Raw genomic sequence first — 22,664 nt, forward strand, 5'->3', positions numbered from 1 at the left:
CGTGGCTGGTGGCCCGCCGCGCGGTCACGCCGCGCGCCCTGCTCGCCGGGGCGGCCGCGCTGGTGCTGCTCGTCGGCGCGGCGGCGCCGGCGGCCGGTCCCGCGCTCGACCGCGCCTTCCAGGAGAAGACCCACATCGCGGGCACCAACGTGGACACCCGCGAGCTGCGCTGGCAGGCCGCCGCCCGCCTGGTCGCCGAGCACCCGGTGCTGGGGGTCGGGCCGGGGGGCTTCCGCGCCGGCTACCCCGCCGCCTCCCACAACGCCGAGGTCGACGAGCAGTCCCCGGTGGCGCACAACACGTACCTGGAGGTCGCCGCCGAGCTGGGCCTGCCCGGCTTCGCGCTGTTCGCCGCGCTGCTGGCGCTCACCGCGGTCACCGCCGAACGCGTCCTGCGCGCCACCACCGACCCCGCGTCGGTCGTCGCCGTGCAGGCGAGCCTGATCGCCGTCGCGGTCGCCTCGGCCTTCCTGTCCCAGCAGTACTACCTGCCCCTGTGGTCCCTGGTCGCGGTCGTGGCCGCGGCCGACCTGCGCCTGAGGAGAACGAGCTACCTTGCGTGTGCTCCACGTGATCAGTGAGATGGGGACCGGGGGCGCCGAAGCCCTGGTCGCCGGGATGACCCGCGCCGGCGGGCGGTTCGGCTGGCACTCGGCGGTCGCGAGCGGCGGCGGTCACCGGGCCGAGGCGCTGCGCGCGCTGGGCGTGCCCACGTTCACCGTGCCGGTCGCGCGCCGCAGGCCGGCCGGCGTGCTGCGCGCCGCCACCGCGACCAGGGCCGCGATCGGCAGCTTCCGGCCCGAGGTCGTGCTGGCCCACAACGTGTCCGCGAGCCTGGTCACCCGGCTCGCGGCGCTGCCCCACCGGCTGCCGCTGCTGACCGTCTTCCACGGCGTGTCCGACGCGGACTACGCGGGCGCCGCGCGCGTGCTCCGGCGCACCTCCCGCACCGTGGTGGCGGTCGCCGACGCCACCGCCGACCGGTTGCGCGCCGCGGGCGTCCCCGACCCGGTGGTGATCCCGAACGCGGTGTTCCCGCAGGCCGAGCGGGTGGACCGGGCCGTCGTGCGCGCGGTGCACGGCGTCGGCCGGGACGTGCCGGTCGCGCTGTGCCCGGCCCGCCTGGAACCCCAGAAGCGGCACGACGTGCTGCTGGAGGCGTGGGCCAGGCTCGACCCGGACGCGGTGCTGTGGCTGGCCGGCGACGGCAGCCGCCGCGACGTGCTGGAGAAGCTGACGGCCGAGCTGGGCATCACCGACCGGGTCCGGTTCCTGGGCAACCGCTGCGACGTGCCCGACCTGCTGGCCGCCGCCGACGTCACCGTGCTCACCAGCGACTGGGAGGGGATGCCGCTGGCCGTGCTGGAGTCGCTGGCCGCCGGTCGCCCGGTGGTGGCGACCGACGTGGACGGCGTGCGCCAGGCCCTGGCCGGCGGTGGCGGGATCGTGGTGCCGCCCCGTGACCCCGGGGCCACGGCGGAGGCGCTGCGCCGGCTGCTCGACGACCCCGGCGTCCGGGCCGACCTGGGCGCGGAGGGCCGCGCGTCGGTGCGGCGCGTGCACGACCCGGACGCGCTGATGCGCTCCTACGACGAGCTGCTGCGCACCGCGATCGGCGACGAGCGGTGACCGGTCTCCTGACCCGCCTCGCCCCGTGGCGCCCGGCGTTGACCGCCGTCGGGGTGGCGGTGCTCGTCGCGGCGGTGGTGGTGCTGTTCGTGGAGGTGCGCGGCGAGGAGCACGAGAGCCGCGTGGGCCTGCTCGCCGGACCGGTCGCCTCCGACGGGCCCGCCCAGTTCGGCGAGGTCGTCGCGCTCTCGCTGCCCGCGCTGGTCGAGGTGGCGCGCAGCCCCTCGGTGCTGCGCGCCCCCGCCGAGGCGGTCGGGATCGCGCCGGCGGACCTCGCGGGGCGCGTCTCGGTCGAGCTGGTGCCCGCCTCGGGCCTGGCCCGGCTGTCCGTGCGCGCGCCGACCGCCGACCAGGCGAGCGAGGCGGTGAACCTGATCGCGCGGACCGTGGTGGACGCCGACCTGCTCGCCCCCGCCGCCCGCCTCCGCCTGCTCGACCGGCCGGAGACCAGGCGGGTCGCGCCGGACCGCCCGCTGGCGTTCGGCCTGGCGCTGGTCGCGGGCGTGGTCGCGGGCCTGGGCGCCTACGCGTTCGGGCACCTGCGGCGCACCCGCGCGGGTGACCGGGTGCGCGCGGCGCTGGTCGCGGGCGGGGTGCGGCACCCGGTGGCGGTGCTGGACGACGACGACCCGGACCTGGTGCGGCGGCTGGCCGTGCTGTGCGGCGCGGCGGCGCGGCCGGCGCGCGTGGTGGCCGTGGTGCCGGAGCTCACCGGGCGCGCCGAGGCGCTGGCCGCCGAGCTGCCGGACAAGACCGGTGAGCCCGCCGACGGCGACGCGCTGATCGCGCTGGCGCCCCGGGACCGGGGCCGGCACGACGAGCTGGCCGCCGTGGTCGGCGCGCTGCCCGCCCCCACGACCGTGGTCGGGGTGGTGCTGGCGTGACCGCGCTGCGCACGCGGGCCGCCCGCGGGCACCTGCTGCTCGTCGGGCTGGTGGGCCTGGTGGGTGTCGTAGGCGCGTGGCGCGCGCTGCGGCCCGCGTGGCAGGCGCCGACGCCGACGGCCGCGAACGCGGCCGAGGAGCGGATGCAGGACTTCCGGGACGCGCTGTACTTCCCGATCCGCGAGTTCCTCGACGGCGGCAACCCCTACCACCCGGCGGAGATGTTCGCGCACTGGCCGGTGCGGCAGAACTTCAACCTCTACCAGCCCTACCACCTGGTGCTGCACCTGCCGTTCGCGCTGCCCGGGTACCGGGTGGGCGCGGTGGCGTTCGCGCTGGCCTCGCTGGTGCTCCTGGTCCTGCTGGCGGTGCTGGCGGCGGGCCGGTTGCGCCCGCACGCGCCCCTGGCGGTCGGCACGGCGGTGGTCGCGACGCTGCTGGTGCTCAGCCAGGTGGGCAAGGCCCAGCTGTACGTCGGCCAGGTCAACCCGCTGATCGCGGTCGGCGCGGCGGGCGCGCTGCGGTGGCGCGACCGGCACCCGCGGTGGGCGGCGGTGGCGCTCGCGCTGGCGTGGCTGAAGCCGCAGTTCGGCCTGCCGCTGGCGCTGCTGCTGTTCGCCCGGGGCTCGCGGCGGGTCGCGCTGACCGGCACGGCGGTGGCGGCGGTGGCGAGCCTGGTCGTGGTGGTGCCGCTGGTGGCGCGCGGCGGGCCGGGCGCGTTCCTCGACGCGGTCGCGGCGAACCTCGCGCACGCCGCCCACACCCCCTACGGCGCGGTGGATTCCCCGACGTCCCAACGCATCGACCTCGCGGCCGTGTTCTTCCGGCTCACCGGCTGGTCGCCGCCGGGCGCGGAAGTGGTGGCGCCGGTGGGCGCGCTCGCGGTGAGCGCGGTGTTGGCGCGCCGGCTGGACCGGGCGGGCGCGCCGGCCGCGGCCGACCTGCTGACGTGCCTGGCCGTGGCGGTCGCGGTGGTGCACCAGCCCGGTGACGTGCTCATCGCGGTGCCCGCGCTGGTGGCGGTGGCGGTGGTGTGGTGGCCGCGCCGCCGGGAGCGGGCCTGGCGGCCGGTCGGGTTGGTGCTGCTGCTGGTGGCGGTGCCGTTCGCGCACCTGCACTTCGTCGGCCTCGCGGTCCGGGACGTGCTGGGCGCGCGGGCCGACGTGACCCTGGACGGCGTGGCGGTCGTGCTGGCGTGGGCGCTGCTGGTGGCGTTCGCCTCGAAGGCCCGGTGCGGACGACCGTGACCAACGACGCGGCGGTGCGCGGTTCGCTCTGGTTATTCCTGGTGAACGTGGTCAGCAAGGGCAGCCAGGTGGCGGTCACCCTGGTGCTGGCGGCGTTCCTCACCCCCGGGGCGCTGGGGCTGGTCGCGCTGGCCGTGGCGCTGGTGAACATCGGGCAGGTCGTGCAGTCGATGGGCGTGTACGACGTGATCAGCCGCACCGCGGGCGACCCGCGCCGGGTGGCGGGCACGCTGCTGGTGCTCAGCGCGGGCGCGGGCGCGGTGTCGGCGCTGGTGCTGGTGGCGGCGGCCGACGAGGTGGCGCGGGCGCTGGACGCGCCGGGGGCCGCGCCGCTGGTGCGGCTGGCGGCGCTGAGCCTGCCGTTCTCGGCCGTGGCCGGGGTGCAGATGGGGTTGCTCCACCGGGACCTGGACTTCCGGCGCAGGCTGCTGCCCGACGCCGGGGGCGCGGTGCTCGGCGCGGCGGTGGCGATCGCGCTCGCGGTGGGCGGCGCGGGACCGTACGCGCCGGTGCTGGGGCTGCTGTGCACGGCGGTGTCCGCGCCGCTGCTGGCGGTGCTGGTGGGGGTGCGGGTGCGGCCGGGGTGGGACGCGGCGGCGGCCGGCGAGTCGCTGCGCTGGATCGCGGTGGTCGGGCCGGGCGCGCTGGTCGCGGTGCTGCTGATCAACGTGGACTACCTGGCCGTGGCGCGGGTGCTGGGCGCCGAGGCGGTCGGCGCGTACTCGCTGGCGTACCGGATCGCCTGGGTGCCCTACATCCTGGTGGCGGTGGTGCTGGGCGGTGTCCTGCTGCCGCTGTGCGCGGAGCTGCTGCGCGAGGGGCGGGAGCTGTCCGGTGTGGTCGGTCGGTTCACGCTGGCCGTGCTGGCGCTGACCGGCGGCCTGTACGCGGTGGTGGCGGTGTCGGCGGACCGGGTCGTGGTGTTCGGCGCGCGGTGGGCCCCGGCGGCGCTGCCGCTGGCGCTGCTGTGCCTGTACGGCCTGGGGATCAGCCTGCTGCACGTCTGGTACCAGGTGCTCAAGGCCACCGGGCACGCGCGCCGCTACCTGGCGCTGGAGGTGACCCACCTGCTCCTGCTGGTGTCGGGCCTGGTCCTGGTCACCGCCCGGGGCGTGGTGGCGGTGTCGCTCGTGCACGCGGTGGCGGCGTGGGTGCTGGTGCCGGTGACGTGGCGGGCGTTGGCGCGCCGGGGGCTGGCCCCGCCGGCGCGGTCCCTGGCGCGCGGCGCGGCGGGGGTGGTGGCGGCGGCCGGGTGCGCCGCGCTGGTGGTGTGGCCGGCCGGTGAGGTGTTCGGGCCGCCCGGTTCGGTGGCGGGCGCGGGAATCCAGGGGGTGGTGCTGGTGGCGGTGTGCGGTGCGGTCGTGGTGGGCGTGAACCGGGACGTGCTGCGGGGGGTGCGGCGGTGAAGGTCGTGCACGTGAGCCAACCCGTGACCGCGGGCGTGGCGGCGGTGGTGCTGGGCCTGGCGCGCGCGCAGCGGGACCGGGGGTGGCAGGTCACCGTGGTGTGCCCGCCGGGGCCGCTGGCCGCGCGGGCGCGGGGCGCGGGCCTGCGGGTGGAGGAGTGGCGGGCCGGCCGCCGACCCGGGCCGGGGGTGGTGGCCGAGGCGTTCCGGCTGCGGCGCGTGCTGCGGCGGTTGGCGCCGGACGTGGTGCACCTGCACAGCTCCAAGGCCGGCCTGGCCGGGCGGCTCGTGCTGCGCGGGCGGCGGCCGACGCTGTTCCAGCCGCACCTGTGGTCGTTCCAGACGGCCCAGGGGTTCCTGGGGCGCGCGTCGCGGTGGTGGGAGCGGTTCGGCTCGCGGTGGACCCACCAGCTCGTGTGCGTGAGCGACGACGAGCTGGTGGTCGGGCGGGTCGCCGGCATCGGCGGGTCGGCCGAGGTGGTGTGCAACGGGGTGGACACCGAGCGGTTCCGCCCGAGCGACCGGCTGGCCGCGCGGTGGCGGCTGGGGCTGCCGGACCGGCCCACCGCGGTGTGCGTGGGCCGGCTGACCCACCTGAAGGGCCAGGACCTGCTGCTCTCGGCGTGGCCCGCGGTGCTGGCCGCGGTGCCCGACGCCCGGCTGGTGCTGGTCGGGGACGGGCCGATGGGGCACCGCTGGCGGCCCGCGTTCCTGGACGAGTCGGTGCGGTGGTGGGGCCACGACGACGAGACCGCCGACTTCTACGCGGCGGCGGACGTGGTGGTGCTGCCGTCGCGGGCGGAGGGGATGGCGCTGGTGCCGCTGGAGGCGATGGCGTGCGGCCGGTCCGTGGTGGCGTTCGACGTGGGCGGGGTGCGGCAGGCCCTCGGCTCGGCCGGGGCGGTGCTGCCGGTCGGCGACGTCGCCGGGCTGGCGGCGGCGATCTCGGCCCGGCTGCTCGACACCGCGTCGGTCGACGCGGAGGGCAGGCGCGGGCGTCGGCGGGTCGAGCTGCTGTTCGACCGCAGGCAGGCGAACGAGCAGGTCACGACCCTGGTGGAGAAGCTGGTGGACCGTGGGTGAGCGGCTGAGGGTGGCGTACCTGCTGACCCAGGACGGCGGCGGGCCGGTGGACGTGGCGGTGCGGCTCGCGCGGGCCCTGCTCGACTCGGGCGAGGCGGACGTGCGGGTGTTCGGGCCGGTGCCCCGGCGCGGGGCCGAGCTGCTGGGTGAGAACCACGAGCGGGTGGAGGTCGGGGGCAAGTCGGACGTGCGCGCCGGGCGCCGGGCGCGGGCGGCGCTGCTGGCCTGGCGGCCCGACGTGGTGCACGCGCAGGACCGGCGCTCCGGGCTGGTTGCGGCCGGGCTGGTCGCGGCCGGGCTGGTCGTGGCCGGGCCGCGGGCGCGGTGCGGGGTGGTGCAGACCTACCACGGCGTGCCGGACGACGTGGGCGAGGCGTGGTTCCGCGGGGTGGCGCGGGCGCCCGGCCCGTCGCCGTACACGCGGACCGTGCTGGCCGCCGACGCGGTGGTGGCGCGGGCGGTGCACCGGACCGTGGTGCCGGCGCGGGCGATGGGGCTGTTCCTCAGCTCCCGGCTGAGGGTGCCCGCGCGGCGGCTGGCGCACATCGACAACTGCGTGGGCGCGGCCCGGCCGCACCCGCCGTCCGGCCCGGTGCGGCGGCTGGTGTTCGTCGGGCTGCTGGTGGCGCGCAAGGGGGTGGCGACGCTGCTGGAGGCGCTGGCCGTGCCCGGGGTGATGCCCGCGGACGCGACGCTGGCGGTGGTCGGGGACGGGCCGGAGCGGGCGCGGGCGGAGGTGCTGGCGGGGCGGCTGGGCGGGCGCGTGCGGTTCCTCGGGTTCCGCCCCGACGTGCCGGAGCTGCTGCGGGCGCACGACGCGTTGGTGCTGCCGTCCACGATGGAGCAGCAGCCGCTGGTGGTGGCCGAGGCGATGGCGGCGGGCAAGCCGGTGGTCGCCACGGACACCGGCGGTGTGGCGGACATGCTCGGCGACGCGGGCCGGCTGGCCGCGCCCGGTGACGTGGCGCAGCTCGCGGCCCGGCTGCGGGCGCTGTTCGAGGACCCGGACCCGGGGCGGACCGGGCGGGAGCTGGCGGAGCGGGCGCGGGAGCGGTTCGCGCCGGGGGTGTGCGCCGGTCGGCACCTCGCGCTGTACCGCGAGGTGCTGGGGTGGCCCGGGGGCTGACCTCGGGTGGCGTTCGCCGGACGGGGGTGACCCGACCGCGACGAACGCCACCCCGGGTCAGCCCGGCGTGGGTGTCGTGGTCGGGGCCTCGGTGGTCGTGTCGGTCGTCGGCGGGGTCGTGGTCGGGTCCGCGGAGGTCGGGTCCGCGGAGGTCGGGCCCCCGGTGGTCGGCGCGCTGGAGGTCGGCGCGTCGGTGGGCGTGGTCGCGGGCGTCGTCGTGGCGGGGTCGGTGGTCGTCGTGGGGTCCGGCCGGGTGGTCGTGGTCTCCTGGGCCGGCGGCCTGACCAGGACCAGCGCGTCGGCGGCGGCCAGCTCGACGGTCGCGGGCACGGGGTCCCCGGTGTCGAGGTCCACCAGCCCCGCCGGCGGCGTCACCACGACCTTCTGCCCGGTCGGGTTGACCGCCACGTACCCGCCGGTGAAGCGGCGGTCCCACACCCCGGAGGGCAGCCGGTTCGCGGTCTCGACCGCCTCGCCCAGCTCGGCCTCCTGGTAGTCCGACCAGTCCGGGTGGCGGTAGTCCTTGGTGGTCGCCCCGCTCCAGCAGGTGTACGGGCTCGCCAGCAGGGCCGCGGTGGCGTAGCCGACCCGTTCCTCCCGCTCGCTCCTGGTGTGCGTGATCAGCAGCAGCCACGTCTCGCCGAGCGCGGCCTGCGAGCGCAGCTCCTTCCACTCGTTGCCCTTGAAGGTGAGCAGCTCGCCCGTGCCGGTGTCGCGGAGGCCGAAGTTCTCCTCCATCGCGCCGTGGTAGCGGGAGTGCGCCGACCAGCGCCCGGCCGTCAGGTGCGACTCGGACACGTTCGGGACCAGCATCTTCCCCGCCTTCTGGAGGGCGTCGCCGGCCGTGGTGAGGAACGCGTCCAGGCCCTCGCGGATGATCCGGTCGGACTCGGCCGCGTCCTCCGCGCCCTTGACGACCGCCGAGGAGTAGTAGCGCAGGGAGCTGAAGTCGTTGTCCGCCAGCACCCCGTCCCAGCCCTCGCGCACCAGCTCGGTGGTCACCGCCTCGGTCCACGCCTTCTGGTAGGAGGGGTCCCACACGGCCATCTGCCAGTGCTTCGGGTACGGCTTCCACTCGATCCGGTGGTTCTCCGTGTCCACCGCGAACCACTGGGGGTTGTGCCGCTGGGCGGCGAAGTAGCCGACGCCGCTGGGCAGGAACGGCGCGTCGTCGTCGCCGATGACCGCGCCGGGGTAGTTGCGGGTGCTGGAGAAGTCCTTGTAGACCAGCACCTTGATGTCCGGGTTCAGCTTCTTGAGCCGGCGCAGGGCCTTGGTCTCGGTCGCGTTGAGCACCACCAGGTCGTAGTGCTGGGCGGCGAACTTCAGCTCCACCGCGCTCGGCGGCTCGCCGATGCCGTACCACCAGGCGCACGGCGCGAGCGGCTTGGGCGGCGGGGCCAGCGGGTCCGCCGGGGGCCTGCCCCCGACCTGGCCCGTGGCGGAGTCGACGGTGCAGCCCGAGCCCGCCAGCAGCAGCGCGGCGGCGCACAGCAGCCCCGCCGCCCGGCGCGCCCGCCGGATCAGCGATCCCTTCGGCACAACAGCTCACCCACCGTCTGCAACAGGATCTTGACGTCCAGCCACAAGGACCAGTTCGCTATGTAGTAGTTGTCGTACCGGGACCTGTCGACGATCGAGGTGTCGCCCCGGAGGCCGTGCACCTGCGCCAGCCCGGTCAATCCCGTGGGAACTCGGTGCCGGGCCCAGTACAGCTCGTGGATCGCGGAGAACTCGCGCACGAAACCCGGCCTTTCCGGGCGCGGGCCGACGATCGACATGTCGCCCCGGATGATGTTCCACAACTGGGGCAGTTCGTCCAGGGACGAATTGCGCAGGAATCGTCCGACTGGTCCGACCCGGCGATCTCCGGTCACCGACCAGGTGATTTGGGAATCGTCTTCGCCCAGCATTCTCACGCTGCGCAACTTGTAGAGCACGAAAGGCTGATCATCCATCCCGATCCGGACCTGCCGGAAGATCACCGGCCGCCCGCTCTCCAGCAGCACGGCCAGCGCGCACAGGGCGATCACCGGTGACAGCGCCACCAGCGCGCCGGCGGCCAGCAGCACGTCCATGCCGCGCTTGACCCACCAGCTCGGCCTGCTGGTCGGCGCGGTGCCCAGCCGCATCAGCGGGTAGCTGCGCAGCCGCTCGACGTCGGGGCCGTCCTGGTGGAGCTCGTACATCCGGGGCACCACCAGGGTGGTGCAGCCCAGCCGGTGGGCGGTGATGGCCGAGTCGACCACGGACGACTCGCGGGCGCGGGAGAACGCCAGCACCACCGTGCCCACCCCCAACCGGCCGATCGAGTCGGCCAGGTCCCCGTCCAGCAGGTCGACCGGCAGCGCGGCCGGGTCGAGCGCCGGCTCCGGGTCGACGAACCCGACCGGCCGCAGGCCGAACTCCGGGTGCGCGAGCATCGCGCCGACCAGGTCGACGCCGACCTTGCCCGCGCCGACCACGATCGCCCGGTCGCAGCGGTGGAACCGGCGCCGGCACCAGCGGCCGAACGCGAACACCGCCAGCCGCGCGGGCTCGCCGGCCGCGGCGAAGACCAGCACCGATCGCTGGGCGGCGAGCGCGGGCTCGTCCGCGACCAGCCCGACCCCGGTGACCAGGGCGAAGGCCAGTGCGGTCGCGCCGAGCGAGCGGGGCAGGTCCTGGAGCCAGGACAGCCACAGCCGCCGCCGGTACAGCCGGCCCGCGGCGCGGGCGCCCAGCAGCGCCGCCGCCACCACCGCGGCCCACCACCAGTCCGGGCGGCACCGCGCGACCGCCAGCGCCACCGCGCCCGCGTCGACCGCGACCAGCAGCACCGCCACCGCGTTCACCCGCCGGAGCAGGTCCGACCACGAGGACTCGCGCGGCCCCGGGCCCCGCCGCCGCGACGCCGGGGGCCGGGTGGCCGCCGAGCGCACCCCGTTCACCCCCACCCCGTTCACCCCCACCCCGTTCACCGCGGACCGCCCGGGCCGGGGGCCGCGGGCGTGCCGCACACGCCACACCACATCAGGACGTCGTCCTCTCCACCAGGAACTCGATATTGGTCACCCGTTCGAGACCAGTCGAACGGGGAAGCGCTAGTCACTCGGTGTAAATTCAGTGCGCCTTCCTTGGATTAGTTCACTCTTTCGGGAACGGTTTTTCCTCTTCTCGGTCAGGGCCGGTCGGTCGGGCACCGGCGAATTCGCCCCGCCGCCCCACCCGGAACGCCCGGGGTGGCCGGATCGGGTCGGGACACGCAGGCGAATAATTCTGACCCGACATCCGACATCCAGTGAAATGGGGCCCTTTGACCGTCGATGAAGGCGCCGTGCGCACCACGTCGGAACAGGGCGCACCGGCCCTTTCCCCCGGCCGCGGCACCAGCGCCCGAGCCCACGTCGTGCTGCCCGCCTACAACGAGGCCGCGTCGCTGCCGCCGCTGCTCCGCCGGCTCGCGGACGTCGCCCTCGCCGAACGGCTCACCGCCTGGGTCGTGGACGACGGCTCGTCCGACGGCACCGCCGAGGTGGTCGCCGCCGGCGTGCCCGGCCTGGACCTCAGGCTCGTCAGCCACCCGGTGAACCTCGGCCTCGGCCAGGCCGTCCAGTCCGGCCTGCGCGCCGTGCTCGCGGAGGCCGCCGGGTCCGACCTCGTCGTGGTGATGGACGCCGACGACACCCACGACCCGGACCTGCTGCGCCGGCTGCGCGCGGAGATCGACGCGGGCGCGGACGTGGTGATCTGCTCCCGCTTCGTCGACGGCGGCGACGACGCCACCGCGCCCCCGCTGCGCCGGCTGCTCTCGCGCGGCGCGGCCGTGCTGTTCCGGCGCCTGGTGCGGGTCGAGGGGGTGCGCGACTTCACCAGCGGGTTCCGCGCCTACCGCGCGGACCTGCTCGCGCGGGCCACCCGCCACTGGGGCGAGCGGCTGATCGAGGAGCGCGGGTTCGCCTGCATGGTGGAGCTGCTGATGAAGCTGCGGCACTGCCGCCCGGTGGTGACCGAGGTGCCGCTGGTGCTGCGGTACGACCGCAAGCGGGGCGCGAGCAAGATCCGCATCGCCCGGACCGTCGGGCAGTACCTGAGGCTGCTGGCGCGCGACCGCCTCGCGCCCGCGCCGCACCGGGCCCTGTGATGGCCGCCGCGCCCCGGGCGGGCGAGCACGTCGCGGTCGTCGGCGGCGGGATCTGCGGCCTGGCCGCCGCGCACCGGCTGGCCCGCTCGGGCACCGGGGTGACCCTGCTGGAGGGCAGCGACCGGCTCGGCGGCCTGGGCACGTTCTTCCCGTGGCGCGACCGGTGGGTCGAGCGGTTCTACCACTGCGTGATGCCCTCCGACGAGCACCTGCTCGGACTGCTCGACGAACTCGGCCTGCGGTCCTCGATCAGGTGGTCGCCCACCCGGATGGGGATGGTCGTCGCCGGGCGCCACCACCCGTTCAACACGGCCCTGGACCTGCTGCGCTTCACCCCGCTGGGCCTTCCCGACCGGGTGCGCTTCGGCGTGGTCACGCTGCTGCTGCGCCGCCTGGGCCGCGGCCGCGACCTCGACGCCGTCCGGACCGAGGACTGGCTGCGCGGGCTGTACGGCGACCGCGTGTGGGAGCTGCTGCTGGCGCCGCTGTTCGGCGCGAAGTTCGGCGCGCGCTTCGGCGACGTGCCCGCGCTGTACCTGTGGCAGCGCCTGGGGCGCGAGGGCGCGGTCTCGGTGCGCGGCTACCCGGAGGGCGGCTACCGGGCCGTCGTGGACGCGCTGAGGGCCTCGATCGAGGCCCACGGCGGCGTGGTGCGGCTCGGCGCGCCGGTGCGGCGGATCGGCGTCGGCGACGGCGTGCGGCTGGAGCTGCCCGGCGAGGTGCTCACCGCCGACCGGGCGATCTCGACGCTGCCGCTGCCCCAGCTGCGGCAGGTCGCGGACGAGGACCTCGCGCCCCGCCTGCCCGAGGTGGAGCTGCCGTACCAGGGCGTGGTCAACGCGCTGTTCTTCCTGCGCCGCCCGCTGTCGGGCCACTACTGGACGCCCGTGGTGCGCTCCGGCACGGACTTCGACGGCCTGGTCCAGATGACCCCGCTGGCGGGCGTGGAGCCCTACGCCGGCCGCCACCTGGTCTACGCCATGCGCTACACCGACCGCGGCTCCGCGCTGTTCGCGGAGGACGACGCCGCGGTGGCCGAGCGGTGGACCGCGCAGCTGCTGGCCCTGCACCCCGGGCTGGGCCGCGAGGACGTGGAGGACGTGCGCGTGTTCCGGGCGCCGTTCGTGGAACCGGTGTACCCGCTGGGCTACCTGGCGCGGCGGCCGCCGGTGGTGGTCGCCGGCACCCCGCTGCTGCTGGCGACCACCGCCCACGTCTACCCGGACGTCACGAGCTGGAATTCGAGTGTGGGACTCGCGAACCGCGTGGTCGCGACGCCGGCGGGGGCACCAAGACCCGTTCCGGGCTGAGCACCCGCTCGTCACCGACCAGCCGCCGCAGCGCCGCGGCGATCCGGGTCGACGGCGAGCCGGTGCCGTAGGGGGAGGGGATGCGCTCCAGCCGCTCCCGGTGGCCGGGCACGTCGTCCAGCCACCGCAGCACCTCGGCGCGCACCCCCGCCCCCGGCGCCACCAGGGTGCCGAACGTGCCCTCGATCTCCGGCCGCTCGGTGCTGCGCCGCACCACCACGACGGGCCGCTTGAGCACGCTCACCTCCTCCTGGATGCCGCCGGAGTCGGAGACCACCACCGCGGCGTGCCGGGCCAGGGCGAGGAACGCCGGGTACGCCTGCGGCTCCACGACCCGCAGGCCCGCCAGGAGCCCGCCCAGGTTGAAGCCCTCGACCCGCTTGGCCGTGCGGGGGTGCAGCGGCAGCACCACCGGCAGCGGCAGCCGCAGCAGCTCGCGCAGGATGGTCTCCAGGTTCGCCGGGTCGTCCACGTTCTCCGGGCGGTGCACGGTGGCCAGCACGTAGCCGTCCGGCCGCAGCTCGTGCGCGGCCAGCACGACGTCCTCCTCCTCGCGGCCGGGCAGCGCGGCCACGAGCGCCTCGACCACGGTGTTGCCGGTGATCGCGATGCGCTCGTCGGGCACGCCCTCGGCGAGCAGGTTGGTGCGGTTGAGCGGGGTCGGCGCGCAGCACAGGTCGGCGAGGTGGTCGATGGCCACCCGGTTGTGCTCCTCGGGCATCGCCCGGTCGTAGCTGCGCAGGCCCGCCTCGACGTGCACCAGGGGCACCTCGTTGGCGTTGGCGGCCAACGCGCCCGCCAGCGCGGAGGTGGTGTCGCCCTGCACGACCACCGCCCGCGTCGGGTGCTGCGCCAGCAGCCCGTCGACCGCGGCCACCGCCGCGCCCAGCTGCGCGCCCCGGCGCGCGCCGCCGACCGCCAGCTCGTGGAACCGGCCGGTGCACCCGATGTCGCGGCGGATGCGGTGGTACATCGCGGTGTCGTAGTGCTGCCCGGTGTAGACGACGGTGGCCGCCTGCCCGAGCAGGCGGATCAACGGGGCCAGCTTGATCAGCTCTGGCCTCGTCCCGCACACCATCGTGACGGCCCCGGGGGCTCCCGTGTCGATCTGACCCACCTCCAGTCGCGGACGCCGCGCCGGGGCGCGATCGCGGAGAAGGTTAGAGTCCCGGTGGTCGATTTCCCTTGTGTCTCAGTCGATCGAGTGAACCTGGACGGTGTGGAGCCGGTTTTGTCGGGGTATGTCACTAGGTTCTCAAGTGGACGCATCCGTCCATCACCCCGAACACAGGAGGAGAAATGCGCAGACACGTGCCCCTGCTCGCCACGGCGGTGCTCGTCGTGGCGCTCATGGGGCCGTCGAACGCGCGGGCCGGCGACGCGCACCTCCTGCCCGACCTGAGGCAGGCGCCGGTCGGGTGCGCGGGAGGGCAGACCGGCGACCCGGCGGGCTGCACGGACTGGGACGTGTGCGTGGTCGCCGACGCGGAGGCGCCCAACGGGGCGTGCGGGAGCGCGGGCGAGGCGGTCCGGCTGCGCTTCACCACCGCCGCGGACAACGTCGGGGACGGGCCGCTGCTCATCTACGGCAGCCGCGCGCGCGCCGACGAGCCGACCATGACCGCGCGGCAGGCTTTCCAGTCCTCTGTGGACGGAAAGGTCCCCGGTTCGTACGCGGAGGCGCAGAACCCGATCCCGGCGACCCTGTACTACGAGCCCGCCCCGTCGCACACCCACTGGCACCTGCTCGACTTCGAGCACTTCCAGCTGCGCACGCCCGACGGGCGGGTGGTGGTGACCGACCGCAAGACCGGCTTCTGCCTGGGCGACCGCTACCCGCTGCACGACGCGCTGCCCCACCGCCCGGACGACCCGGGCACCCCGGAGGGCGCGCTGGCCGACTACCTGCGCCAGAACCGCTGCGGCCACCACGCGCCCGAGGCGCTGGAGGTGGCCGAGGGCATCTCGGTCGGGTACGGCGACGACTACCGGTACACGGTCGACTTCCAGTGGCTCGACCTGACCAGGGTGAGGTCGGGCGTGTACGACGTGCTGAACGTGGTCAACGGCGACCGCTCGCTGGTGGAGAAGTCCTACGACAACAACACGTCGTCGGTGGCGATCTCGCTCCAGTGGCCGGGGGGAGCCGCGCAGCCGCCGCTGCGCATCACCTCGCCGCCGGTGGTGAAGCTGCTGCGCAGCTGCCCGGGGGAGGCGACGTGCGCGCGGCGGGCAGCCGGTGACGCCCTGCTCGACCCGCTGCCGTCGGTGGTCGCTGTTCCTGGGTAGGGAGTGGTTGCCGGGGGCTGCCGTGCCGTGGTGGTGGGGTGGCTGCCCGGGTGGCGGCTGCGGTGCTGCGGTGGTGGGGTGGTGGGGTGGTGGGGTGGCTGCCCGGGTGGGGCTGTGGTGGAGGGCTGCCGGGTCGTGGTGCAGCGGTGTGGCTGCCCGGGTGGCGGCTGCTGTCCGCCGTCGCGGGGTGGTCACCCGGGTGGGGGGGCCGCCGTCCGGTGGTCACGGGCTGGTCCGGGCTCCTCGTCCGGTGGTGAGACGCAGGTCATGGCCGGTTCGCGTCTCGAATCGGTTCTCCGGTTTGTCGGCGTCGACGGAGGGGAACCCGGTCGCGTCCGGACCAGTCGACCGTGAGGGGTGAGGCAGTGTCGCTGCCCACCGACGACCGCGTGGCCGACCGTGCCGGTGGTCGTGTGCTGGCGGGTCGCTACCACCTGTCCGGGAAGCTGGGCTCGGGCGGCATGGCCGAGGTCCACCGGGGCTGGGACGTGGTGCTGCGCCGCTACGTCGCGGTGAAGGTGTTCCAGGGCGAGGACCTGGTCGCGGGCAGCCGGTTCGACAACGAGGTGCGCACGCTGGCCTGCCTGTCGCACCCGAACCTCGTCTCCGTCTACGACGCGGGGGAGTGCGACGGCACCTCGTTCGTGGTCCTCCAACTGGTCGACGGCCCCACGCTGCGCGACCGGTTGGCCGGTGGCCCGCTGACGCCCGAGCAGGCGCGGGACCTCGGGGCGCCCCTCGCCGACGCCCTCGCCCACGTGCACGAACGCGACGTGGTGCACCGCGACGTGAAGCCGTCGAACATCCTGCTCGACGAGGACGGCATCCCCTACCTGGCCGACTTCGGGCTGGCCCGCTCGGCCGGCTCGACCAGGCTCACCAACGCCCGCCAGGTCGTCGGCACCGCCGCCTACCTGGCCCCCGAGCAGGTGCGCGGCGAGGACGTCGGCCCGGCGGCCGACGTCTACGCGCTCGGCCTGGTGCTGCTGGAGTGCCTGACCGGGCGGCGCGAGTACCAGGGCAGCCAGGTGGAGGCGGCGGTGGCCCGCCTGCACCGCCAACCGGAGGTCCCGCGCGACCTGCCCGCCGACCTCGTCCGCCTGCTCAAGCGCATGACCTCGCTGTCCCCGCACCGGCGCCCGACCGCCGCCGAGTGCGCCCGCCTGCTGCGCGGGTCGACCCGGCCGGTGGCGGTGCTCGCCGTCGAACCCGGCACCGTGGTCCTCAGGGCCCCGGCGCACTCGCGGGCGAAGCTGGCGGTCGCGAGCGCGGCGGTGCTCGCCGCCGTGGGCGCGGCCTGGGTGGTGTCCGGGCAGTTCGAGCCCGTGCCGACGCCCCCGGCGACCGGGTTCCACCAGCAGATGCCCGGTTACCTGATGCCCTGATCCGGCATTCCCGGACCGGACCCCGTCGCTCCGCCCGCCTCCCGGAACACCTCCGCGAGGAACCGCTCCACCACCCCGGTGAACGCCTCCGGCCGCTCCAGGTTCGGCAGGTGACCGGCCCCGTCGACGACGGCGAGCGTCGACCCGGGGATCACCGCGTGCAGCCGCCGCGCCACCTCGACCGGCGTGTACTCGTCCTCCGCGCCGACCACCACCAGCGCCGGGACGGCGACCCGGGCCAGCGATCCCAGGTAGTCGGGCCGCTCCGCCCTCCCCCGCAGCGCGGCGGCCGCGCCCTCGGGTGGGGTCCCGCGCATCATCCGCAGCACGTGCTCCGCCACCTCGGGCAGTTCGCGGACGTTGCGCGGGGTGATCATCCGGTCCAGCACCTCGTCGGCGTAGGGGCCCATGCCCTCGCGCAGCACCCGCTCGGCCGCCGCGCGCCTGGCCTCCCGCCCCGCCGGGGTCTCCGCCTCCGGGAAGGTGTCCGCGAGGATCAGCGCACCGACCCGTTCCCGGTGGGCTCGGTGCACCTCCATGACGATCTGCCCGCCCATGGACAGCCCGCCCAGCACCACCCGCTCCAGCCCCAGGCGGTCGAGCAGCGCCACCAGGTCGTCGGCGAACACGCCCAGCGGCGTCGTGTCCGGCATCGCCCCCGCCCTCCCGGACACGGGTTTCGTCTCCCCGTAGCCGCGCAGGTCGGGCACGATAAATCGATACACCCCGCTGAGCCGCTCGACCTGGGGCCGCCACAGCGAGCGGTCGAACGGGTGCCCGTGCACCAGCACCACCGGCGGGCCGCTGCCCTCGTCGTCGTAGGCGATGTCCAACCCGTTCACCCGCATGAGGACCCCCGTTGCCGTTGACGGCCCCAGCCTAGGAACGCCACTATCTCGGTGCAATGAAAACAATGCTCTCGGTGCAATGTGGGGTGCCGTGGACTACCGGGACATCGCGGACCGGATCGCGCGCGACATCGAGGCCGGCCGGCTCAAGGCCGGTGACCGCCTGCCGCCGCAGCGCGGGTTCGCCCGCGCGCACCGCATCGCCGCCTCCACGGCGGCCCGCGCCTACGGCGAACTGGTCCGGCGCGGCCTGGCGGTGGGCGAGGTCGGGCGGGGGACGTTCGTGCGCGCCGCGCCCCCACCCGCCGAACCGGCGCTGGCCGAACCCGCCGACGCCCGCGTGGACCTGGAGTTCAACACCTGCGTGCTGCCCGAGCAGGCCGAACTGCTCGCGCCCGCCCTCCACGACCTCGTCGACCGGGGGTTCGGCGAGGCGATGGCGCCGGTCGGCGTGCGCGGTACGGCCCCGGCCCGCGAGGCGGCGGCCCGCACGATGACCCGCGGCGGCTGGAGCCCCGACCCGCGGCGCGTGGTGTTCACCGGCAACGGCAGGCAGGCGATCGCCGCCGCGGTGGCGGCCCTGGTGCCGGTGGGCGGGCGGCTCGGCGTCGAGGCCGTCACCTACCCGGTGGTCAAGGCGATCGCGACCCGTCTCGGCGTCACCCTCGTGCCCCTGCCGGTGGACGAGGCCGGCGTGCTGCCGCGGGCGGTGCGGGCGAGCGGCGTGCGCGCGGTCTACCTCCAGCCGGTGCTGCACAACCCGCTCGGCACGACCGCGCCCGAGCACCGGCGCGCGGAGCTGGCCGAGGTCGTGCGGGAGCTGGACGTGCAGGTCGTCGAGGACGCCGTCTACGCGTTCCTGGGCCCCGGCCTGCCGCCGCTCGCGCCGGAGCGCACCACCGTGGTGGACGGCCTGTCCAAGCGCCTGGCGCCCGGCCTGACCCTGGGCTTCGTCGTCCCGCCCGCGGACCTGGTCGACCGCGTGGCCGCCGCCGCCCGCTCCGGCGGCTGGACGGCCGGCCGCTTCGCCCTGACCGCGGCCACCACCTGGATGTCGGACGGCACCGTCGAGTCCGTGGTGGACCGCAAGCGAACCCTGGCCGCGCGGCGCCAGCACCTGGCCCGCCGGCACCTCGCCGGTTTCGACGTCCGCTCCGACCCGGGCGCCTTCCACTGCTGGTGGCGACTGCCGGAACGGTGGCGGGCCGAGACCTTCGTGGCCGCCGCGGGGAGGCGGGGCATCGCCGTCACCCCCGCCGCCGCGTTCGCGGTCGTGCCCGGCCACGCGCCGAACGCGGTCCGCCTGGCCCTGGCCTCCACTCCCGCCGAGGTGCTGACCAGGGCGCTCGACGTGCTGGCCGCCCTGGCGCACGGCCACCCCGAGGACGAGGCCGTGGACTGAGCGGAGCGCCGGGGTGGGCGGGTATCCCCGCCCACCCCGGCGCTCGGGCACCGCGGACCGGCGGAAGACCTAGCCGCGCCGCCACTTCTGGTTCGCCGTGCCCCCGCACTCCCACAGCTGGAGCACCGCGTCGTTGTCCGGGTTCCAGTCGGCGATGTCCACGCACTTGTTCGCCTGCGGGTTCACCAGGTCGCCCGCCGCCGACAGGACGAACTGCTGGGCCGGGTTGCCGCTGCACCGCGCGACCTGCACGGCCGCCCCGTTCGCGGTCGAGCCCCAGGCCACGTCCATGCACATGTCGTTCTGCGTGCGCACCGCCCCGCCGGTGAACTCCCACCGCTGGTTGGTCCCGCCGGTGCAGTTCCACACGATCAGGCGCTGCCCGTCGGTGAAGTTCCAGTTCGGCACGTCCACGCACTTGCCGTGCCAGGCGCTGACGATGCTGCCGCCGGTGGGCGGAGGGGTGGTGCCGCCGCCACCGCTGAACGGGGTCAGGATGATCCCCGCCGCCCTCGGGTCGCCGTCGTGCACCAGGGACTCCTGCGCCTGCACGTCGTCGAACGCGAACCCGTACGCCTTGCCGTCCACCATGTTCTGGTGCACCAGGCGCGAGTAGTGGTTGGTGATCGCGCCGCGGTAGAAGTCGGCGGGCCCGCCGCCGGGCTGGGTGTCGATCACGCCGAGCGTGGAGCGGTGCAGCGCCGCGCACAGGGTGCGCGCGATCGGGCCGACCACCTGGTCGTTGGGCGCGTGCAGCGCGCCGTCGCAGCCCCACACGTTCGCGGTGGACGGCTTGGCGAACGACGCCACCCGCTGCCCGGCGGAGTTGGTGAAGTTCATGGTGCTGCCCGAGGTGCGGCCGAAGTAGCGCACGTCGGGGCGGTCGCCGAAGGGCGCCACGGTCAGCGTCCTGGACGTGTAGGCGTTCCACGCCTGCGTGATGTACGGGTCGAGGTAGTTGCGGTCGAACAGGCCCACGTCGGCGGCCTTGCCCGGCGCGAGCACGCGCAGCACCGTGCCGTCGGACCGGGTGACCACCGAACCGCCCCAGCCGGCCTGGCCGCGGATGCCGTTGACCACGTTGGCCCGGCCGTTCGCGACCAGCTCGCCGGTCTTCTTCGTCACGCCGCTCGCGCCGGTCACGGTGACCGCGTGCGGCACGGCGAACATGTCCACCTGGGAGCTGTTGAGCCACAGGCCCGCGTCGTTGTAGGTGAACTCGCTCCAGTCGAACAGGATGCCGTGGTTCGGGTCGCCCGACGCCCACGGCGCGGGCTGGACCAGGCCGTCCGGCGTCAAGAAGAATTTCAGCTTGTCCCCGAACGACATGTAGACGCGACCGGAGATGAAGCGGGGCACGCGCAGCGTCACGCTGCCGCCCGGCGGGGGACCGGGGATCGACACGTCCGGCGCGGGGGAGGGCGGGTTCGAGCCGGCGGGCCACGGCGTGAAGCCGCCGCCCTGGTTGACGTACCCGAGCCGACCGCCGGGGCGGATGTCGGTGCCGAGGACGTAGAGGTGGACGGACTCCGACCGGCCGCTGTTGTTGGTGACGGTGAGCGGCAGCAGGTCGGGACCGACGGCCTGCGCCGGAGCGCTGGCCACGGTTCCGGCCGCCGCGAGGGCGACGAGCGCGCTCAACAACTTCGTTCGGGTGCGCATCTTGACTCCTAGGGCAGGGTTCGTCCGCCACCCGGGGTTCCAGGGACGGGCGGCGGAGCCTTCACGAAACTGGTCCAGACCGATTCGTGAGAGCGCTTCCATAGGGTCGGCCGAAGGTCCATTCGCTGTCAATAGGAGAGAGTGGGTGCCATGACCTACGACGTCGACGCCGTGCGCGGCCACTTCCCCTCGCTCGCCTCCGGCACCGCCCACTTCGACGGACCGGGCGGCACCCAGGTGCCCGCCGCCGTCGCGGACGCGGTGCGGGACGCGCTGACCTCCTCGCTGTCCAACCGCGGCGCGGTGACCGCGGCCGAGCGCGCCGCCGACTCCATCGTGCTGGACGCCCGCCGCGCGCTGGCCGACCTGCTCGGCGTCGAGCCGACGGGCGTGGTGTTCGGGCGCAGCGCCACGCAGCTGACCTACGACTTCGCGCGCACCCTGGCCAAGACCTGGCGGCCCGGCGACGAGGTGGTGGTCACCCGCCTCGACCACGACGCCAACGTGCGGCCGTGGGTGCAGGCGGCCGAGGCGGTCGGCGCGGTGGTGCGGTGGGTCGGGTTCGACCCGGCCACCGGCGAGCTGACGCCCGACGACGTGGCGGCGGTGCTGTCGGAGCGGACCCGGCTGGTGGCGGTGACCGCCGCCGCCAACCTGATCGGCACCTGCCCCGACCTGCCCGCGATCGCCGGGCTGGTCCACGCGCGCGGCGCGCTGTGCTACGTGGACGGTGTGCACTACGCGGCGCACCGCGCGGTCGACGTCACCGCGCTGGGCGCGGACTTCTTCGCCTGCTCGCCCTACAAGTTCTTCGGACCGCACTGCGGGGTCGTGGCCGCGCGGCCCGAACTGCTCGACCGGCTGCGGCCGGACAAGCTGCTGCCGTCGTCGGACGCGGTGCCGGAGCGGTTCGAGCTGGGCACGCTGCCCTACGAGCTGCTGGCCGGCTGCACGGCGGCGGTCGACTTCATCGCCGACCTCGTCCCGTCGCGGGGCGACCGGCGCACGCGCCTGGCGCGGTCGCTGGCGGAGGCCGGCGCGCACGAGGACCGGTTGCGGGAGAGGGTCGAGGCGGGGCTGGCCGCGCTGCCCGGGGTGGTCGTGCGGTCGCGGGCGGCGCGGCGGACGCCCACCCTGCTGGCGACCTTCGCGGACCGCCCGGCGGCCGACGCGCACCGCTTCCTGGCCGGGCTGGGCGTCAGCGCGCCCGCCGGGTCCTTCTACGCGCTGGAGACCTCCCGCTGGTTGGGCCTGGGGGACACCGGCGGGCTGCGCGTCGGCCTCGCCGCCTACACGACGGACGCCGAGGTGGACCGGTTGCTCGACGGCCTCGCGCGGTTCACCGGGGCCGGCTGACCGGGGGTCCCCCCTGGCGACCCCCGGCCAGGCCGGTCAGGAAGTGGTCCAGGCCCCGCTCGAACAGGGCGTCCCAGTCCTGGTCGGCCAGGTGGTCGTTGGCCGCCAGGGTCGGGTAGGCGTCGGCGCGCGTCCGGAGGTGCTCGCGCGCCGCGGCCAGCACCTCGGCGCTGTGCCAGGTCGACTGCGTGAGCGCGGAGCCGATGACGAAGTTCGCCAGCCCGTGCGTGGCGGCGGCCAGGTGCGCGCCGGTGAAGCCCGCCGACGCCAGCGCGCCCTGGAGGAACTCCGTGCGCTCCAGCACGTTCGGGCCGCGTGCTGCTCGACCGCGTCTCGTTCCGCGTCGGCGACGGCGTCACGGCCGGTCTGGTCGGCCCGAACGGCGCGGGCAAGACCACCCTGCTGCGGCTCGTCGCCGGCGAGCTGCGACCGGCCTCGGGCGAGGTCGCCACCAGCGGCGGGGCGGCCGCACCGGCAAGCGCGCCCTGACCTGCTCGGAGCCGGCGTTGACCGGCCTGACCGGTCCGTTCGACCCCCAGGCGTGGTTCGGCGAGCGCGTCGCCGTGCTCGGCGCCAACGGCTCGGGCAAGACGCGGTTCCTGCGGCTGCTGGGCGGGGCGGACGACGTGCCGCACACCGGCGCGGTGGAGCTGGGCGCCCGCGTCGCGCCCGGCCACTCCACCCAGACCCACGCCCGCCCCGACCTGCGCGACCCTGCTGCTGCTCGACGAGCCGACCGACAACCTCGACCTGGCGAGCGCGGACGCACTCCAGCACGGCCTGCGCGCGTTCACCGGCACCGTCCTGGCCATCACCCACGACCGCTGGTTCGCCGCCGACTTCGACCGCTACCTGCGCTTCGCCCCGGACGGCCGGGTGGTGGAGGTGGACGAGCCGGTCTGGCACCAGCGCCGC

The 22,664-nt window shown here is 75.6% G+C and carries 20 protein-coding genes and 1 pseudogene; 15 read left to right on the top strand and 6 right to left on the bottom strand.

Annotation, left to right across the window (positions count from 1 at the left end; translation table 11 throughout):
* From ACFP3R_RS21250 to ACFP3R_RS21280, 7 genes are all read left to right on the top strand, one after another.
* The coding region (locus tag ACFP3R_RS21250; RefSeq protein WP_380638106.1) for an O-antigen ligase family protein at nucleotides 1-581 on the top strand (581 nt) is incomplete at its 5' end.
* The gene (locus ACFP3R_RS21255; RefSeq protein WP_380638107.1) at nucleotides 571-1,629 is read left to right on the top strand and encodes a glycosyltransferase; all 1,059 of its coding nucleotides are present in this window, start codon (nucleotides 571-573) and stop codon (nucleotides 1,627-1,629) included. The genes ACFP3R_RS21250 and ACFP3R_RS21255, both read left to right, overlap by 11 nt.
* Nucleotides 1,626-2,513 (top strand): YveK family protein, encoded by an 888-nt coding sequence (locus ACFP3R_RS21260; RefSeq protein ID WP_380638108.1) that lies wholly within the window; start codon nucleotides 1,626-1,628, stop codon nucleotides 2,511-2,513. The genes ACFP3R_RS21255 and ACFP3R_RS21260 overlap by 4 nt, the downstream gene beginning before the upstream one ends.
* Complete coding sequence (locus ACFP3R_RS21265; RefSeq protein ID WP_380638109.1) at nucleotides 2,510-3,760, top strand: glycosyltransferase 87 family protein; 1,251 nt, start codon at nucleotides 2,510-2,512, stop codon at nucleotides 3,758-3,760. Before ACFP3R_RS21260 ends, ACFP3R_RS21265 begins: the two co-directional genes overlap by 4 nt.
* Nucleotides 3,745-5,166, top strand: coding sequence for an oligosaccharide flippase family protein (locus ACFP3R_RS21270; RefSeq protein ID WP_380638110.1), 1,422 nt, complete (start codon nucleotides 3,745-3,747; stop codon nucleotides 5,164-5,166). The genes ACFP3R_RS21265 and ACFP3R_RS21270 overlap by 16 nt, the downstream gene beginning before the upstream one ends.
* A gap of 11 nt (nucleotides 5,167-5,177) precedes the next feature.
* On the top strand, nucleotides 5,178-6,248 hold the full coding sequence (locus tag ACFP3R_RS21275; protein WP_380638111.1) for a glycosyltransferase family 4 protein: 1,071 nt from the start codon (nucleotides 5,178-5,180) through the stop codon (nucleotides 6,246-6,248).
* Nucleotides 6,241-7,374 (top strand): glycosyltransferase family 4 protein, encoded by a 1,134-nt coding sequence (locus tag ACFP3R_RS21280; protein ID WP_380638112.1) that lies wholly within the window; start codon nucleotides 6,241-6,243, stop codon nucleotides 7,372-7,374. The genes ACFP3R_RS21275 and ACFP3R_RS21280 overlap by 8 nt, the downstream gene beginning before the upstream one ends.
* A gap of 57 nt (nucleotides 7,375-7,431) precedes the next feature.
* Here the strand turns inward: ACFP3R_RS21280 and ACFP3R_RS21285 are convergent, their stop codons facing one another.
* Nucleotides 7,432-8,916 carry a putative glycoside hydrolase family 15 protein gene (locus ACFP3R_RS21285; protein ID WP_380638113.1) on the bottom strand — a complete coding sequence of 495 codons (1,485 nt, stop codon included), beginning with the start codon at nucleotides 8,914-8,916 and terminating at the stop codon, nucleotides 7,432-7,434.
* Entirely contained in the window at nucleotides 8,898-10,310 is a 1,413-nt protein-coding gene (locus tag ACFP3R_RS21290) for a sugar transferase (RefSeq protein WP_380638114.1), read from the bottom strand. The genes ACFP3R_RS21285 and ACFP3R_RS21290 overlap by 19 nt, the downstream gene beginning before the upstream one ends.
* Before the next feature lie 380 nt (nucleotides 10,311-10,690).
* On the opposite strand from ACFP3R_RS21290, the gene ACFP3R_RS21295 reads away from it, so the two are divergent.
* On the top strand, nucleotides 10,691-11,497 hold the full coding sequence (locus tag ACFP3R_RS21295) for a glycosyltransferase (protein ID WP_380638115.1): 807 nt from the start codon (nucleotides 10,691-10,693) through the stop codon (nucleotides 11,495-11,497).
* Nucleotides 11,497-12,807, top strand: a complete 1,311-nt coding sequence (locus tag ACFP3R_RS21300; protein WP_380638116.1) for an FAD-dependent oxidoreductase — start codon at nucleotides 11,497-11,499, stop codon at nucleotides 12,805-12,807. The genes ACFP3R_RS21295 and ACFP3R_RS21300 overlap by 1 nt, the downstream gene beginning before the upstream one ends.
* On the opposite strand, the gene wecB is transcribed toward ACFP3R_RS21300, so the two are convergent.
* Nucleotides 12,725-13,885 (bottom strand): non-hydrolyzing UDP-N-acetylglucosamine 2-epimerase, encoded by a 1,161-nt coding sequence (gene wecB, locus ACFP3R_RS21305; RefSeq protein WP_380638208.1) that lies wholly within the window; start codon nucleotides 13,883-13,885, stop codon nucleotides 12,725-12,727. The genes ACFP3R_RS21300 and wecB overlap by 83 nt on opposite strands.
* Nucleotides 13,886-14,106: 221 nt before the next feature.
* Here wecB and ACFP3R_RS21310 point away from each other — a divergent pair, with 221 nt between their 5' ends.
* Nucleotides 14,107-15,096, top strand: coding sequence for a lysyl oxidase family protein (locus tag ACFP3R_RS21310; RefSeq protein WP_380638117.1), 990 nt, complete (start codon nucleotides 14,107-14,109; stop codon nucleotides 15,094-15,096).
* A 350-nt stretch (nucleotides 15,097-15,446) separates the two neighbouring features.
* The gene (locus ACFP3R_RS21315) at nucleotides 15,447-16,481 is read left to right on the top strand and encodes a serine/threonine-protein kinase (protein WP_380638118.1); all 1,035 of its coding nucleotides are present in this window, start codon (nucleotides 15,447-15,449) and stop codon (nucleotides 16,479-16,481) included.
* Here ACFP3R_RS21315 and ACFP3R_RS21320 read toward each other — a convergent pair.
* Complete coding sequence (locus ACFP3R_RS21320) at nucleotides 16,466-17,329, bottom strand: alpha/beta fold hydrolase (protein WP_380638119.1); 864 nt, start codon at nucleotides 17,327-17,329, stop codon at nucleotides 16,466-16,468. The two genes, ACFP3R_RS21315 and ACFP3R_RS21320, sit on opposite strands and share 16 nt — an antisense overlap.
* A 79-nt stretch (nucleotides 17,330-17,408) precedes the next feature.
* Here ACFP3R_RS21320 and ACFP3R_RS21325 point away from each other — a divergent pair, with 79 nt between their 5' ends.
* Nucleotides 17,409-18,731, top strand: coding sequence for an aminotransferase-like domain-containing protein (locus tag ACFP3R_RS21325; RefSeq protein ID WP_380638120.1), 1,323 nt, complete (start codon nucleotides 17,409-17,411; stop codon nucleotides 18,729-18,731).
* Between the two features lie 69 nt (nucleotides 18,732-18,800).
* Here ACFP3R_RS21325 and ACFP3R_RS21330 read toward each other — a convergent pair whose 3' ends face one another.
* Nucleotides 18,801-20,393 carry a glycoside hydrolase family 64 protein gene (locus ACFP3R_RS21330; RefSeq protein ID WP_380638121.1) on the bottom strand — a complete coding sequence of 531 codons (1,593 nt, stop codon included), beginning with the start codon at nucleotides 20,391-20,393 and terminating at the stop codon, nucleotides 18,801-18,803.
* 150 nt (nucleotides 20,394-20,543) lie between these two features.
* Between ACFP3R_RS21330 and ACFP3R_RS21335 the strand changes: the two genes are divergently transcribed.
* A complete protein-coding gene (locus tag ACFP3R_RS21335; RefSeq protein WP_380638122.1) occupies nucleotides 20,544-21,749 on the top strand; it encodes a cysteine desulfurase-like protein in 1,206 nt (401 codons plus the stop codon).
* On the opposite strand, the gene ACFP3R_RS21340 is transcribed toward ACFP3R_RS21335, so the two are convergent.
* The gene (locus ACFP3R_RS21340; protein ID WP_380638123.1) at nucleotides 21,733-22,053 is read right to left on the bottom strand and encodes a TetR/AcrR family transcriptional regulator C-terminal domain-containing protein; all 321 of its coding nucleotides are present in this window, start codon (nucleotides 22,051-22,053) and stop codon (nucleotides 21,733-21,735) included. The two genes, ACFP3R_RS21335 and ACFP3R_RS21340, sit on opposite strands and share 17 nt — an antisense overlap.
* Nucleotides 22,054-22,064: 11 nt before the next feature.
* Here ACFP3R_RS21340 and ACFP3R_RS21345 point away from each other — a divergent pair, with 11 nt between their 5' ends.
* Nucleotides 22,065-22,238 carry an ATP-binding cassette domain-containing protein gene (locus ACFP3R_RS21345; RefSeq protein ID WP_380638124.1) on the top strand — a complete coding sequence of 58 codons (174 nt, stop codon included), beginning with the start codon at nucleotides 22,065-22,067 and terminating at the stop codon, nucleotides 22,236-22,238.
* A pseudogene (locus tag ACFP3R_RS37840) lies at nucleotides 22,208-22,664 on the top strand (P-loop NTPase family protein); the annotation flags it as partial. The gene ACFP3R_RS21345 and the pseudogene ACFP3R_RS37840, both read left to right, overlap by 31 nt.

Source organism: Saccharothrix lopnurensis, from assembly GCF_042658445.1.
Lineage (GTDB): Bacteria > Actinomycetota > Actinomycetes > Mycobacteriales > Pseudonocardiaceae > Actinosynnema > Actinosynnema lopnurensis.

Coding starts and splice junctions, on each gene's coding strand:
- ACFP3R_RS21300 (WP_380638116.1), top strand. CDS start 11,497: ATGGCCGCCGCGCCCCGGGCGGGCGAGCACGTCGCGGTCGTCGGCGGC.
- wecB (WP_380638208.1), bottom strand. CDS start 13,885: ATGGTGTGCGGGACGAGGCCAGAGCTGATCAAGCTGGCCCCGTTGATC.
- ACFP3R_RS21310 (WP_380638117.1), top strand. CDS start 14,107: ATGCGCAGACACGTGCCCCTGCTCGCCACGGCGGTGCTCGTCGTGGCG.
- ACFP3R_RS21320 (WP_380638119.1), bottom strand. CDS start 17,329: ATGCGGGTGAACGGGTTGGACATCGCCTACGACGACGAGGGCAGCGGC.
- ACFP3R_RS21325 (WP_380638120.1), top strand. CDS start 17,409: ATGTGGGGTGCCGTGGACTACCGGGACATCGCGGACCGGATCGCGCGC.
- ACFP3R_RS21330 (WP_380638121.1), bottom strand. CDS start 20,393: ATGCGCACCCGAACGAAGTTGTTGAGCGCGCTCGTCGCCCTCGCGGCG.
- ACFP3R_RS21335 (WP_380638122.1), top strand. CDS start 20,544: ATGACCTACGACGTCGACGCCGTGCGCGGCCACTTCCCCTCGCTCGCC.